Origin of the sequence: Clostridium sp. CM027, from assembly GCF_024730565.1 — a bacterium.
Taxonomy (GTDB): Bacteria; Bacillota; Clostridia; order Clostridiales; family Clostridiaceae; genus Clostridium_AD; species Clostridium_AD estertheticum_B.
On sequence record NZ_CP077725.1, the window covers coordinates 2,282,844 to 2,298,390 of the forward strand.

General features: G+C 31.9%; 13 protein-coding genes. 7 read left to right on the top strand and 6 right to left on the bottom strand.

Going from position 1 to position 15,547, the window contains the following annotated elements; translation table 11 throughout:
* Nucleotides 1-136 precede the first annotated feature (136 nt).
* Complete coding sequence (glgP, locus tag KTC92_RS10815) at nucleotides 137-1,756, bottom strand: alpha-glucan family phosphorylase (protein ID WP_220287261.1); 1,620 nt, start codon at nucleotides 1,754-1,756, stop codon at nucleotides 137-139.
* 410 nt (nucleotides 1,757-2,166) lie between these two features.
* On the opposite strand from glgP, the gene KTC92_RS10820 reads away from it, so the two are divergent.
* On the top strand, nucleotides 2,167-2,688 hold the full coding sequence (locus KTC92_RS10820; RefSeq protein WP_220287259.1) for a DUF4230 domain-containing protein: 522 nt from the start codon (nucleotides 2,167-2,169) through the stop codon (nucleotides 2,686-2,688).
* A 135-nt stretch (nucleotides 2,689-2,823) separates the two neighbouring features.
* Here the strand turns inward: KTC92_RS10820 and KTC92_RS10825 are convergent, their stop codons facing one another.
* Genes KTC92_RS10825 through KTC92_RS10835 form a run of 3 tightly spaced genes read right to left on the bottom strand, consistent with a single transcriptional unit; the run spans nucleotide 2,824 to nucleotide 4,415 of the window.
* Entirely contained in the window at nucleotides 2,824-3,702 is an 879-nt protein-coding gene (locus KTC92_RS10825; RefSeq protein WP_220287257.1) for a YgcG family protein, read from the bottom strand.
* A gap of 10 nt (nucleotides 3,703-3,712) precedes the next feature.
* Nucleotides 3,713-3,820 carry a LemA family protein gene (locus tag KTC92_RS10830; protein ID WP_216302330.1) on the bottom strand — a complete coding sequence of 36 codons (108 nt, stop codon included), beginning with the start codon at nucleotides 3,818-3,820 and terminating at the stop codon, nucleotides 3,713-3,715.
* 22 nt (nucleotides 3,821-3,842) lie between these two features.
* On the bottom strand, nucleotides 3,843-4,415 hold the full coding sequence (locus KTC92_RS10835) for a GNAT family N-acetyltransferase (protein ID WP_216302331.1): 573 nt from the start codon (nucleotides 4,413-4,415) through the stop codon (nucleotides 3,843-3,845).
* A 397-nt stretch (nucleotides 4,416-4,812) separates the two neighbouring features.
* Here KTC92_RS10835 and KTC92_RS10840 point away from each other — a divergent pair, with 397 nt between their 5' ends.
* The 6 genes from KTC92_RS10840 to KTC92_RS10865 all read left to right on the top strand — a co-directional run bounded on the left by KTC92_RS10840 (nucleotide 4,813) and on the right by KTC92_RS10865 (nucleotide 13,941).
* Nucleotides 4,813-5,535 (top strand): MurR/RpiR family transcriptional regulator, encoded by a 723-nt coding sequence (locus KTC92_RS10840; protein ID WP_165413641.1) that lies wholly within the window; start codon nucleotides 4,813-4,815, stop codon nucleotides 5,533-5,535.
* Nucleotides 5,536-5,692: 157 nt separating this feature from the next.
* A complete protein-coding gene (locus KTC92_RS10845) occupies nucleotides 5,693-8,257 on the top strand; it encodes a glycoside hydrolase family 38 C-terminal domain-containing protein (RefSeq protein WP_220287254.1) in 2,565 nt (854 codons plus the stop codon).
* 68 nt (nucleotides 8,258-8,325) lie between these two features.
* Nucleotides 8,326-9,948 carry a PTS transporter subunit EIIC gene (locus KTC92_RS10850; protein WP_216302333.1) on the top strand — a complete coding sequence of 541 codons (1,623 nt, stop codon included), beginning with the start codon at nucleotides 8,326-8,328 and terminating at the stop codon, nucleotides 9,946-9,948.
* 20 nt (nucleotides 9,949-9,968) lie between these two features.
* Nucleotides 9,969-11,291, top strand: coding sequence for a 6-phospho-alpha-glucosidase (locus KTC92_RS10855; protein ID WP_220287252.1), 1,323 nt, complete (start codon nucleotides 9,969-9,971; stop codon nucleotides 11,289-11,291).
* 43 nt (nucleotides 11,292-11,334) lie between these two features.
* Entirely contained in the window at nucleotides 11,335-12,489 is a 1,155-nt protein-coding gene (locus tag KTC92_RS10860; RefSeq protein WP_216302335.1) for a glycerate kinase, read from the top strand.
* A gap of 537 nt (nucleotides 12,490-13,026) precedes the next feature.
* Entirely contained in the window at nucleotides 13,027-13,941 is a 915-nt protein-coding gene (locus KTC92_RS10865) for a class I SAM-dependent methyltransferase (RefSeq protein WP_220287250.1), read from the top strand.
* A 342-nt stretch (nucleotides 13,942-14,283) separates the two neighbouring features.
* Here KTC92_RS10865 and KTC92_RS10870 read toward each other — a convergent pair whose 3' ends face one another.
* On the bottom strand, nucleotides 14,284-14,958 hold the full coding sequence (locus KTC92_RS10870; protein ID WP_216302337.1) for a DUF1129 family protein: 675 nt from the start codon (nucleotides 14,956-14,958) through the stop codon (nucleotides 14,284-14,286).
* The gene (locus tag KTC92_RS10875) at nucleotides 14,951-15,283 is read right to left on the bottom strand and encodes a PadR family transcriptional regulator (protein WP_216302338.1); all 333 of its coding nucleotides are present in this window, start codon (nucleotides 15,281-15,283) and stop codon (nucleotides 14,951-14,953) included. Before KTC92_RS10875 ends, KTC92_RS10870 begins: the two co-directional genes overlap by 8 nt.
* Between the last annotated feature and the right edge of the window lie 264 nt (nucleotides 15,284-15,547).

A 15,547-nucleotide genomic window follows, 5' to 3' on the forward strand; every position in this document is an offset into this window, starting at 1 on the left:
ATATTAGTATTAAGTAACATTCAAACTGAAAGTAACACAATACTAATTGTGTTACTTTCACATTGAGTCTATTTCCCAATCCTTAAAAATTTCATTTTGAAGAGACTGTAAATAGTTTTGAAGTTGTTTTTATATTTTATTTTATATACATCTTGTTATAGTATTCGTCTAACATTCTCTCTACTGAAAATTCATAGCTTGTAGTTTTAATACTTTCTTTCATCATCTCTATCCACTTTTCTCTATTTTCATAATAGGTAGTCATAACCCTATTTATTAAAGTATCATAAAGAGCTTCTGTATCATGTTTATCTAATTCTACTTCTGATAAATCATCAAGACCCACTGCATCTCCAAACTGCCATCCATTTACACCATCCTTGCAAGCTTCCGGCCACCACCCATCTAGAATAGAGCAGTTAAGTACACCATTCATCGCAGCCTTCATTCCCGAAGTTCCGCTAGCTTCTAAAGGTCTCCTTGGATTATTCAACCAAACATCCGAGCCCCTAGTTAGCATCCTTCCTATATTCATGTCATAATTTTCTAAAAACACTACGCTATTTGGATACTTCTTCATCATCCTTACAAGCTTTGCTACTATTTCTTTTCCTGTATCATCAAGTGGATGAGCTTTTCCTGAGAATACGATTTGAACTTTTCCACTTTGGAGTAATGGAGAAATAATTTCTTCATCAGTAAATATCAAATCGCTTCTCTTATACGGTGCAGCTCTTCTTGCAAATCCGATAAGTAACTTATCCGGATCAAGCGTTATGGCCGTTCTTTCTTTAATAAACGCTATTAATTCCTTTTTAACAGTTATATGGGTACCCCATAGGTCTCCATTATTTTCATATGCCTTAGTGATTCGATTATCTACCCAAGTAGGTTTATGAATTCCATTAGTTATCCCAATAATAGATGGCCTTCCAGCAACTGTTTTCCACATTTTATTTGCAGTTTCCATGTGGAGTTGAGCTACGGCATTAGCCTTTCTTGAAAGCCTAAGTCCTGCTATTGTCATATTAAATGGTTCTCCACCAAATCTAATCATTTGCTGCCTAGTTAATCCATTAAATGCTCCCATGTACTCTAATTTGGAAACATCATGAGATTCATTACCTTCAACTATTGGAGTGTGAGTTGTAAATACTACTTCCTCACGTGTTTTACTCCAAGACTCCTCAAAACTATATCCTGATTGCATTTTTTCTTTAATAAGCTCTGTAGCCGCGAGTGCCGCATGCCCTTCATTGAAATGGTATACATTTATAGGAATTTCCAATGCCCTCAAAGCTTTTACTCCACCAATACCTAGCACCATTTCTTGAGCAATTCTTTCTTCTCCAAACCATCCATACAACTGTCCAGTTATCCAATTGTCACCATTTTCCGGTATATCAGTATCTAAAAGGTATATTGGGTTATTCCCAAATTCCTCTAATTTCCAAACCTTACACACTACATCCAAATTTCTGATTTTAACAGTTACTTTTACCCCTGTATCCTTTAAAAAATCATAATTATAATTATGATATGTATCGTATACTTTTCCATTTTCATCTACAAGTTGCTCAGTATATCCTTGTTTCCACTTGAGACCTATTCCCACTAGTGGTAGATTTAAATCTTTAGCTCCTTTTAAATGGTCACCTGCAAGTATTCCTAGTCCACCTGCATAAGTTTTAAAGTCTGATTGTAGTCCATACTCCATACAAAAATAAGCAACTCTTGGAAGATTGTTAATATCCATTAATTTTCCCTCCTATACTTTTTTAGCACTAACCAATTAAAAATTAAATTTAATTTTTAATTGGTTGTTTTCTTTTGTATTTGTTGTAATTGTATCTTTTATAATCATTATACATAATTTTTTAGTTTAATGCACGCGTTTGCACAAAAAAACATATTTTCCTAAAAATACTTTATTAAGGTTCCTCACTTGTTTAAAAATTATCGTTTTTTTTGAATTTCTAGTTTTAAAACTATGCTTTAGTACCATATAATACAATAACTGTACTTATTATTTAATTGTAAAATTCCCTTTAATCGTTATCGCCACATATTATAAGGAGTTGTGTTAGTATGAATTTAAAATCCGCCTTTAACCCCCTAAATCGTAAAAATAAATTTATTTTTTTAATATTAATAATCGGGGTAATAATGATTAATTCGATTATAATCAAATTTAATAATGATAATTCTATAACTTCTACCCTTATTTCGGAAAGATTGTCCAAAATTTCAGAACTTTCTACATTAAGGTATAATTATTCAAACATAATATCTCTAAGAGATAATAAAAAATTAAAAGATTACTCTATTCCATTTACTGAAAAATCATTTTTAATAAAATACAATGGCTATATTAAAGCTGGAGTAGATTTAAAAGATTTAGATGTTCTTGTCACTAATGATAGCGTTACTATAACTTTAAAAAAAGCTAAAATCTTAGATCATGTAATAAATAGTAAAGACTTATTCATTTATGATGAAAAATCCTCAATGTTTAACAAGCTTAGTATGCAAGATATGATAAACGAAATCAGTAATGAAAAAGTTAAGGTTGAAGCTGATTTAATAAAAACAGGATTTTTAGATAGCGCTAATGCTAATACTAAATTACTTTTACAAGGCATGCTATCAAATATGGGTTTTAAAAATGTAACAATAATTTTCAAATGAAAAATAAAAAGGATACATCCATATGAGGCGCATATGAGACTCCTAAAATTTAATAGTAATTATTTCTAATTATAAAAAAGCAGAAAACACATTGTTTTTCTGCTTTTTAATGTTTAATTTTACAAAATCATTATATTACCATCCTCCAGAAGATCCTCCCCCACTAGATGAACCGCCTCCAAAGCCTCCGGAGTCATCTCCAGAACCTCCGAAGTCTCCAAAAGATCCTCCATCACTTGATGAACCTCCTCCGAAGCCATCACCGTTCCCTATATTACGAACAAATTGAAAAAGCCATAATGCAAAAAATCCTATTATCAGGCTTTTCTTACCCCTTTCAACAAGATCTGAGCTTTCAAGTACATGTGAGTCTTCAAAGACATTTGAGTCTCCAACATATTGTGGAACATTAACGTCCTTATCTAGTTTTACATTGTATTCTTTAGCTATATTATCTGCTAGAGCTGAATATGCTGCACGAAGACCTTCTCCATATTGATTTTCCTTGAATTTGGGAACTGCAAAATCATTCATAACACTTGAGGAATATATATCCGTAACCGCCCCTTCTAGACCTGTGCCTACCTCCACTCTCCACTTTTTTTCTTCCATTGATAACAGAATTAATAATCCATTATTTTTATATTTTTGTCCAATACCAAAGCTTCTAAAAATGCCAGTAGCATAAGATTCTATAGTTTCTCCCTGCAGTGAATCTATAACTACAACAGTAGCCTGCGCACCTGTTTTAGCTTCTAATTCTTTACCTATGGACAAAATATATTCTGCTGATTTACTATCTATCACTTTACCGTAATCATTAACATATTTCAATTCTGTAGCTTTAGGATATTCGGTCTCTGCATTCACTAGCTTCATCGCTGTTATTTGACTCAGTAAAAATATACTTATCATACCTACAAAGATAATTCTCATCTTAATCTTTTCTTTGTTAAGTATTCTCCATGGAATATCATAAATCTTCCTAATTAATTTCATTAAATAATTCTTCATATTGTAACTCCTATTTATTAAAATCAACTTTTGGTAATTCTTTAGCTGATTCACTAGCCTTATAATATGTCTTTTCATCAAATCTAAAAACCCCTGCAATAATGGAGTTAGGAAACAACTTCTTAGTTTGTAATTTCTATTTATAAGTTTTGAACTTGTGTTGGATTAATCCAATGTTCTCTTAAAATTGCATAATGAACAACGTCATAAAAAGTACCTTTAACCTTTACTTCCTGTAGACCTGTTCCTTCATATTTCATTCCACATTTCTGCATAACACGACCCGAACCTTCATTTCCTACATAATGTGTAGCTTCAATGCGATTCAATTCCAATTTTGAAAATGAAAGGTCTAATATTAAACTTAACACCTCTGACATGTAATTATTGTTCCAATATTTCCTATTCAATACATACCCAAAACTTGCTTTATTATGTTGAATACATAGTCTTAAATCAATGCATCCAATACATTTATGCTCTGATTTTAATTCAATTGCAAAAACTCCAATTTTACCTATATAAATTTTTTTTACTACGTCCTCAGTTTGTGATATATCCTTATACGACGGCCATGTTAAATATTTTGTTACAATATCATCACTGGTATATAAGAATACATCATCTACATCCTCTATAGAAAATGGTCTCAGAATTAATCTGTTTGATTCTAAGATAGAGTTCTCTTTTATAATTTCACTATAATCAATCATGTTCTGCACCTCATTATATACAATTTGTGTTTTTCTACCATTATGTAATAATACAATACCAATCAGACATAGCTTCTAAGAATATTATACCATTATATACTGTTTTTACAAACCTATAAATGTCACAAAAGTAAACCTTTTTTGTTGGCATTATTTGATGTCACAAAACTATGAATTTTATATTTTGCGACAGTATTTAAAGATAATTATCAAATTTTTACATGTGCGATGTTTGAGTATAGTATGATATACTTTTATTGGGTTTCCTTTTGGTATAACATGTGAGCAGGCTTTTGAAAATGGGTTAGTTGAAAATAATGAAATAAGTGATGAGGAGCTTCCATTTTAATAAGAAAGAACACGAACCAGGTGGGTGGAAGATTAGAGGAGGAGAGCTTTGCAGTATAAAGTGATTCATAAATTGAAAGAGCGTAGGTTTATTAATAAAATTTCTAAAAGTGAAGAGGCAGTATTTGACTATTTAGAAAAGCATTTTAATTCTATCCCTCGGTTGTCAGTTATAGAACTAAGTGAGAAAAGTTTTACATCGCAAGCAACCATTAATCGTGCATGCAAAACTTTAGGGTTTAATGGTTATAGTGAACTGAAGTATGCAATTAAAGAAGATCTATCATTTATCGAAACTCACAGTCAAGAGCGTATTAATAAAACAGAATTTTTTCTAGAAAAAATAAATTTCGAAAGTGCAAAAGATATTATTAAATATTTCAAAGGGAGTTATGTGAAATTATTGATTTATGGTCTTGGAGGATCAGAAATTTCAGCTAAATATTTTCAAAGACAGCTATTATACCTCGGAATTCCTACAGTATTTGTTAGCGAAATAAAAATGCTTGATCAATTTAAGGATTATGTAATTGTTATTTTTTCAAGCTCTGGGGAAACTCTTAGGATAAATCAAATAGCAAGGAAAGCTAAGAGTTACAATATGCAGCTGGTATCAATTACTAAAAAAGATAGTAGCCTTGCTCAAATTAGTGATGGTGTTTTTTACCATGAAGTTAATATGGATAAACTAGATGGTATTTCTAGGGAACAACAAATTCATATGATTATTATGGTAAATGAGCTTATTGATCAAATAGCCAAGGTATTATAAAAAAATGAATTGTATTCTTTTCACATAGTAGAACCACTACTATGTTTTTTTTTGCACAAATTTTATGTATAATTATCCGTAAACTTGGAGATAACAAGGTAATAAAACGTCGTATAATGAAAATGTAAAGAATTACATCGCAGTAGGGAGGGTCACAATGAAAAGAGATATAAAGATACTTATGCATACGCATTGGGATCGTGAATGGTATTTTACAAAAGATGAAACACAGGTGCTACTCAGAAACCATTTCCAGGAAGTAATTCAGTTTTTAGAGGAACATGAAGATATTATATATATATTAGACGGTCAAAGTGTCATGATAGATGATTTTTTGGAGGTGGCACCAGAATGGGAAGATCGGTTAAGGGCGGTAGTACAGTCAAATCAGCTTCGCACTGGACCATGGTACACCCAAACAGACTTACTGATTGTCCATGGAGAATCAATAATTCGTAATTTATATTATGGGATTAAAACCGCACTTAAATATGGAGACGTGATGAAAGTTGGGTATGCGCCAGACACTTTTGGGCATTCCAGTCAGATGCCACAAATTTACAAACAGTTTGGTATTGAAAGTACAGTCTTTTGGCGAGGGTTCAGTGAATTAATGGCCCCAAAATCAGACTTTATTTGGGAAGGAATTGATGGAAGTAGAATTTATGGAATTAATCTTGCCACTGGTTATCAAGGAGCCAAATATTTAGAGTCTGATTATGATGCTTTGAAGCAGCGTACGGGGAAAATTCTAGAGGTACTAGATAACTACAGTGCAGGTAATGCCAGGCTTGTTATGAACGGTCACGATCAGATGCCTATCCAAAAAGATATACATCTTATTATAAAACACTTAAAAAAAATATATCCCGACGATAATATAAGCGTTAGTGATTTTGAGAGTTACGTAGATTCTTTAAGGGATTGTAAGCTTGAAGTTGTAGAAGGAGAGCTTATCCACAGCAAGCATGCACGAATTCATCGAACCATCAATTCTACAAGAATGGATATTAAGCTACTTAATACTGAAATTGAATATAAAATGTACAATATTTTAGAACCTTTAGCAGTTTTAGCATCGCATTTAAAATTAGACTACCCTCATGCACTATTCGCTAAATGTTATAAACAGATGTTTGGCGCTCATGCTCATGATAGTATAGGCGGTTGTAATTCAGATTATGTAAATCAAGATATTAAGAAAAGATTACTAAATGTGAAAGAGGCCGTGGATACACAAACTGAGTTGTATATGAGGTTAATTTCTTTAGGAAATAAGAATCAAGATGAAAAAACTATTACAATTTACAACTTTTTACCGCATTTAAGAAAAGATCAATTTGTAGAAATTGAATTGATTACCCGTTCAAGTAATTTCGAGATCCTAGATGAAGAAAGTAATCATATTGAATATGTGTTATTAGAACAAGAATTGGTTGATGCGGGACTTATTGATCGTCAAGTGGCTGCTCGCTTATTGGATATAAAAGTCTATAAAAGTAAAGTAAAAGCAAAAATAAATGAAATTGATGGGCTTAGTATTCGCTATTTAAGTTATAAAGACCTTGAGGGGAATAAGCAGGTAAATATAAACAATGATGAGTCCATTGAAAATGAATTTTATGAACTGCTAGTTCAGGAAAATACAATATCATTGAAAAATAAATCTACCGGTGAAGTTGTACAAAATGTAATTTCCATTGAGAATAGTGGTGATGCAGGTGATAGTTATGATTATTCACCGCCACACAAAGATATACTTATAAATCATCAAAATGTTAACATTACAAATATTACCACCATCAAAGATAGTAATTTAGAAGTACTAAAATGTAAGCTTAATTATATTGTACCAAATGACCTTAATGAAAGAGCAGAAGGCAAGCTTAGCACAGAGGTATGTTTTGAAGTTAACATAACCTTATATAAGGGAGATGCAAAAGGTTATGTGCAAATAAGGCATACCAATATGGCCATGGATGCCAGATATCGATTGGTATTTAATACAGAGATTGTTTCCGATACAGTCCAGGTAGATTCTCATTTATCTGTTGTTAAAAAGCCTGTGTATAACCATAAAGAACTTTCAGTTTGGAAAGAAGAAAAATGGGTGGAAAAACCTGTCTCTATTGAAACTTTTCAATCCTATATTTCTTTAGAAAATGAAGATAAGCAAGGAACTATTTTTGCTTATGGATTAAAAGAATATGAGGTTTACGATAAAAACATTTATATTACACTCTTTAGATGCTTTTCCCACCTTGGAAAACGTGAACTTATAAATCGGCCAGGAAGACCTTCAGGCATTGAAATTGAAACACCTGATAATCAACTCCAAAATCAGAAATTTACATTTAACTTAGCATTTACTTTCCATAAGCCAAAGGTTAATAAAGCCTTTGAAGGAAAAGAATTTTTAACTCCTATTATGGGGTATCAATTAAAGGAATTTAATCGTTTTAATGTTAATATACCTAGGTTTACAACCAATATTAATACAAGTTTAAATTTGGATTTAAATGGATGCGTTGTATCTGCATTAAAACTTACAGAACAAACAAATGATCTTTTTATACGGATGTTTAACCCTAAGGATGAGAATGTTTCACTTGTTTTCACAGAAGAAACTTACTTAGCAACTCCAACCGAAAACAAATTAGAGAAAATAACAGCCTACACTATTAAACCACAAGAAATTTTAAACATTATAATTAAAAAATAGAATTCTTTTAGTTATAACTAATTAATAACATAAATTTAAAATTAACCTAAATATTAGGGGGCTATTAAATGTCAAATTTTAAGAAGAATTTTCAAAGCTTTGGGAAGTCATTATTATTTCCAATTTCTTTATTGTCCTTTATGGCAATATTTTTGGGGCTGGCTGCAGCGCTTCAGAATCCAAACATTATTAAAGCGATACCTTTTTTAGGAAATGAGCCATTACAAATCTTTTTAGGACTTATCCGTAAAGTATCCGGACTGCCATTTGCACAACTTCCTTTATTGTTTGCTATGGCAATCCCACTTGGAATGGTAAAACGTGATAAAGAAGTTGCAGTGTTTTCTGCAGTTGTTGGCTATATTGCAATGCTTGTTGGTATAAGTTATATTTTAAGCGTGCAAGGACTTACACCATTAACAACAACTGTTGAATATTTAACGGCAAATAAATCAATGAGTCAAGTGGATGCAATCTTGAAGAATTCATTATTTACAAATATGCTTGGAATATTTGTCTATAACATGAATGTGATTGGCGGTATTATAGCAGGTCTTATGGGAGTTCTAATCCATAATAAATTCAGAAAAACGGAATTACATCCAGCCTTATCATTTTATAGTGGTAAGCGATTTGTTCCAATTATCTCAGCACTTATCATGGTAATTGTGGGTATGATACTAGCATTTGTTTGGCCAGCGATTAATGCAGCAATTATTTCCACAGGAAAACTTATCAGTGAAGCAGGACTATTTGGAGTTTTCCTTTATGGGTTTACAGAAAAGATCATCAATCCTACAGGATTACATCATATTTTAAACCAAACATTCCGTTTTACGGCATTAGGTGGGATAGAGACTATCGATGGGAATAATTTAGTTGGTGCAATGCAGATTTATCTTTATCAACTAGATAACAATTTACAGTTTTCAACAAATGCAACACAGTATTTAGCACAAGGTAAAATCTTACACATGGCATTTGGAATGCCAGCTGTAGTATATGCTATTTACCGTAAAGCTCTTCCAGAGAAACGAGACAAAGTGATTAAATTCTTTTTAGCTGGTTTAACTGCGGCTATTCTAACAGGAATTACAGAACCGATTGAATTTACATTCATATTTATTTCTCCTCTCTTATGGATTGTGAATTCTGTTTTTGCAGGTCTTTCATTTTTAGTACCTGCTATGTTTCATGCTGCTATTGGAAATATTCAAGGTGGAATTATTGACTGGTTTGTTTTCGGAGTATTACAAGGTGCACAAACGAAATGGGTTATTTACTTGTTTTTAGGCCCGATTTTCTTTGCAATGTATTATTTCTCATTTAGCTTTATTATTTCTAAATTCAACGTAATGACAATTGGAAGAAGTAAATCTGACTTTGAAGATTCTGAAGAAGAAACGGGAACTGGAGAAGCTTTAACTGGTGATGATAAAATTTCAGCACGTAATATCGTTGAAGGCCTAGGCGGTCTTGACAATATTGTGGATGTAGATAACTGCATTTCACGTTTGCGTGTTGAGTTAAAAGATGGTTCAAAAATAAATAAGGATTTAATAAAAAAGACAAAACCAAATGGTATAATTATTCCTGATCCAAATACAATTCATATTGTTTATGGGGGAAGAGTTACAAAAATACGAAACATGGTAGATGATTATATTTACAATTTAAAATCAGTAAAATAATATAAATAGGAGTGATTCAATTGAAAAAGTTTAACGTAACGCTAGTTGGGGGAGGAAGTACATGGACTCCAGGACTATTACAAAGCCTATGTAAAATGAAAGAAACATTCCCAATGAATAGGTTAGTCCTGTTTGACATTGATGCGCAAAGACAATCAATTATTGGTGAATTTGCAAAGGTGTTATTTTCAGAAAACTATCCAGAATTAGAATTTTATTATACAACAGATGTAGAAGAGGCTTATAAAGACGTGGATTTTGTGTTTATGCAGATGAGAACTGGCGGATTTAAAATGCGTGAAAAAGATGAAAAAATACCATTAAGTATGGGGCTTGTAGGACAAGAAACTTGTGGTGCGGGTGGATTTGCTTATGGATTACGTTCTATAGGTGATATGATAAACACTATTAATGATATCCGTAAATACTCAAAAGATGCATGGATTTTAAACTATACAAATCCAGCAGCTATAGTGGCAGAGGCAGTTAGAAGAGTATTTCCGGATGATAAAAAAATATTGAACATGTGTGATCAACCTGTAAATTTATTAAGATCTTACGGTAAAATTTTAGGAATGGATTCTAGTGAGTTTGAACCAGTTTACTTTGGATTAAATCATTTTGGTTGGTTTACACATTTATTTGATAAAGATGGAACAGACTTAGCTCCAAAGTTAAGAGAATTAATATGTGAAAATGGGTTTAAGCCTGTTGATGCAGAGCAACGCGACAAATCTTGGCTTGCAACTTATGAGAATGTTTCAAAGATGCTTAAAGACTTCCCAGAGTATCTTCCAAATACCTACTTACAATATTATTTATATCCAAGCGAAAAAGTAGCACACTCAGATCCAAATTATACTCGTGCTAATGAAGTAATGGATGGTAGAGAAAGAAAAGTGTTTGAAGAATGCATACGAGTTACACAAGTGGGTACTTCAAGAGGTTCGGTACTTGTACACAATGATGCACATAGTGAATTCATGATAGAAGTTGCCCAGTCTATTGCTTATAATAAACAACGTATATATATAGTAATAACTGAAAATAATGGTGTGATTTCAAATATTCAAGATGATGCAATGGTAGAAGTAGCAGCTGTAATGACATCTAATGGACCAAGACCCCTCGCTGTAGGAAATATATCTACTTTCTATAAAGGATTAATGGAGGGTCAATTAGCTTATGAAAAGCTAACTGTCGATGCATATATGGAAGGTTCATACCAAAAAGCTTTGCAAGCTCTAACTTTAAATAGAACAGTAGTATCTGCTGAAAAAGCACGTAAAGTACTTGATGCGTTAATTTTAGCAAATAAAGGATATTGGCCAGAACTTAAATAAACTTTGCAATTGATTTATAAGCGATTTATAAAGAGGGGATATAATGAAAAAACTTAAATTTGTGATTGCACCTGATTCTTTTAAGGAAAGTGTAAGTGGATTTGAAGCATCCCATGCTATGAAAAGTGGCATAAAGAGTATCTTTAAAGATGCAGAATTTGATATTATTCCTATGGCGGATGGTGGGGAAGGGACCTCTGAGGTTATAGTAAATGCTCAAAAAGGAGAATTTAGAAACGTAATAGTTACAGGTCCTTTAGGTGAAAAGACAGAGGCTAGATATGGATGGTTAGTAGAAGAAAAAAAGGCAGTAATTGAAGTGGCAGAAGCTTGTGGGCTGTATTTAGTGGAACACTCTAAACGAAATCCAATGTTTACAACAACTTTTGGAGTTGGAGAAATGATTCTTGATGCTTTGAATAAAGGAGCAGATCACTTAATAATTGGACTTGGAGGATCTTCTACAAACGATGGAGGTCTAGGGATGTTACAAGCATTAGGAGTGATAGCTCTAGATACGGAGGGTAATGAATTAGGACTTGGTGGAAAAGAGTTAATTAAAATTCATAAATTAGATATTTCTAAGATGGATACTAGACTAAAAAAAATAAGTATAGAAGTAGCCTGTGATGTCCAAAATCCTTTTGTTGGGGAAAATGGGGCAACTAAAGTTTTTGGACCTCAAAAGGGTGCCAAAGGCGAAATTGCAGATGAACTCGAACTTGGAATGATTAATTTTGCCAAGGCATTAGTAGAAACCTTTGACTTTGATATTTCTAATATACCAAAGACCGGTGCTGCAGGCGGATTAGGTGGGGCTTTCCTTTTATTAAATGGTAGTTTATTAAGAGGTGTAGATTTAGTTATAAAGCACACTAAATTTGAGGAGAGAATTAAAGATGCAGATTTTATTATAACTGGTGAAGGAAGTATAGATGGCCAAACAAAGTATGGAAAAACCATAGCTGGAGTTGCACACATTGCTAAAAAGTATAATATACCAACCATTGTGCTCGCTGGCAAAGTTGGAGATGATATAGACGAATTATACTCAATGGGAGTAACTTCAGTTTTTGGTATAGTAGATAAGCCTAAAAACTTAGAGGAAGCGCTGAAAGATGGATATAATAGCATTAAAAAAGCATCTGAAAATATTGCTAGATTGATAAAAGTATTGTATTTTAACGGAAAAGAGTAAATTATAGCAGAACCAACAGTTGTTGTGGGGAAAATTTCGAGTGTAATAGAATGGGGAAGTCTTGATGAAGAAATAATTGAACCGGTAATTTGATGGAAAACTTTTACATTAAATTACCGATTTTACGCGTATCTCGGTTCCCCTTATTAATATTTCGACAATAAAAGTATGTAGGAAGTGCACCTTCTAATAAAGAATTATCTTAGTTACTTAAGATAATTCTTTATATTCTATTTAAGTAAAAATTAAATTAACGTATTAGCACTCGTCTGCCACCGCTGTTAGCGGTTTAGTTCAATTTTTATTTCACGTCATTTGTCTCTTTTCATGGTTATTTATTAATTTTGTTTTTTATATACTCTTTCATAGATGCGATGGCTTTTGTTATTCTACTGAATTCTAAAAGCCATCGTTATAAATGTTACTATTTTGTAAACTTTTATATTTTCATCCTATATTATACCACAAAATAAGGAAAATTTCAAGTCTTGTACTGTTGATAATGAAATGGTATTAATTATTAGAGGTGATAATTTTATGGATCAAAAAAGCATGACCGCATTGATAAGCGCATTTTCAAGGTCATATCATTCAGTACAAAATACAGAAAAAGTATTTGATGATTACTTGGCAAAAGACATTTTAACTGAGAATGAATACGAACAAATTTCAAGTAACATGTCAAAAGGAATCAATTTTTTCAATCCATTATTTGACGGTACACAGAAAGAAGCATTACATTGGATTGTAGATAATCAGTTATCTCCAACTCCACTTGGTAGATCAGCATTTGCGGAGAAAGCACTTGAAAATGCTGTGAGAGTTGGCGCAAAACAATATGTAATTTTCGCTGCCGGTTATGATACATTTGCATATCGTCAGCCTGATTGGGCATCAAACATTCAAATTTTTGAACTTGACCATCCGGCCACTGGTTCTGACAAACAAAATCGTATTCAATCAGTATTATCAGAAAAACCTACCAATCTGCACTACGTATCAATTGATTTTACAGAAAACAACTGGGAAAGCAATTTAATTGACTGCTTTGAATTTGATCAAAGTAAAATCAGTTTTTGCAGTTTGCTTGGGATAAGCTACTATTTGTCTAAGCGGACTTTTGCTGAAACACTCAACACTATTTCATGTATTGTACCAAAAGGCAGTGTTATTATTTTTGATTATCCAGATGAGGATTCATATACCCCAAAAGCAGGAGAACGAACAAAAAAACAAGTAGCACTGGCTGGTGGGGCTAATGAGAAAATGCTTGCAAGCTATTCCTATTCAGAGCTTAAAAATTTATTAGCTGATAGTAATTTCTTGATTTATGAGCATTTGACACCGAATGAAATAACAGAGCAGTATTTCAAAAAATATAATAAATTAAATCCAGAGCATCCTATAACAGCCTTTGATAATGTAAATTATTGCTTGGCAGTGAGAAACTAAAACCAAAATGAGAAAACCTAATAATAGGTTGAACTTATGTACAACAAATATCGTCTCAAGTAACCCCATATCATTAGATATGGGGTTTAATATATTAAGGATGTCGTTAAAGTCTCTTTTCACGTCATTGTTATTTTCTCATTCCAATTAAATGGGTTTTATATGAAAATAACTGCTTATGACAGAAAATTTACGTTTCACATAATTTGTATTGTTTTTTTGAAAACCAGTAAAATTGGTTAATTTCAATTTTAACTTTGTTCATGCAATTGAAGGTGCAAGCCCTAGATTCCAATAAAGTTGCATTTAAATATTTTAAAGTGACAAATGCAAAGTCTGTCTTTATTTTTCTGATGCATATTTCCCTACAAAATATAACGCGATTCCAATAATAAGAACTAAAATTATATTTAATTTAAATTCTAATATTTCCCTTAAAAATGTGCAAGCAAACATAATACAAAACCATAGACATCCTATTACCCAAACTTTAAAAAACTCTTTTGTTTTGCTAACTTTGAAAGTTTTCTTAAAGCAGTTTTTTTTGAGAAAAATGATAATAGCAAAGATCGTAATACCTATAATCAAAAATTGCAAAATAATTCCTAAATTAAAATTTAGAATGAGAGTAAAATCATTAATACCATATTTTATAATTGCTTCGAAATTTTGTGTAATATAATTAATAATTGATAATATTGTTATGATCATACCTGTGTACATAACATATTCGCTACATAGTGATGAGTAATGATAGTTTGATTTATAGGTATTTACTATTTCTTCACAGTAATGCTTAATATCTGTTGTTCCTAGTACATTTTCAATGCTTACACCTTGCTGCTCTGCATTTAAAAAGCTGTCTAGTATCTGTTGTAGAAATTCTTCAGCGTCCCTTGTTTTTATATTGGATGTTCTTACATAGACTACAATGTCATCAAATACATCTTTGCTTTCTAAAGATAATTTTTCAGATGCTTTATTTAATTGCATTATTAATGCCTTTGTTTTAATCATTTAGGTCGTCCCCCAATATCTTATTAACTGATTTTGAAATTTTACCCCAGGAGCTACAAAAGTCTAAAAATTCCTGTTCCCCTAATTTAGTAAGAGAATAGTATTTTCGTTTTGGTCCCAGCGGTGAGTCCCTGCTTACCGAGGACAATAACCCATTTTTTTCCAACCTGATTAGCAAAGGATATAAAGTTCCTTCAGATAAGTCCTCAAAACCACTAATTTTTAATGAACTATATAATTCATATCCATAGGTTTCTTTTTTTAAAATTATTTTTAATATGCAACCTTCTAAAATTCCTTTTAATAATTGAGAATAATTTGCCATATTATATCACCTACCATGTAATTTAACAACCTAGTCACTATATTGTATTGCAACTATGTTGCTATGTCAAGTACATGAATACTTGATACACCTTTAGTAATTACAGGAGTAACAAACTGGACTACACTATAAATAATATGCTCATTAACTTCTAATCTTATATAGCAGATAAGGTAAAATTAAAGCATAGGAATTCGTTTGCTTATTCTCCTTTATGGATGCAGAGGTTGCGAATAGCACTTTAGAACCTGATAATTACCCCTT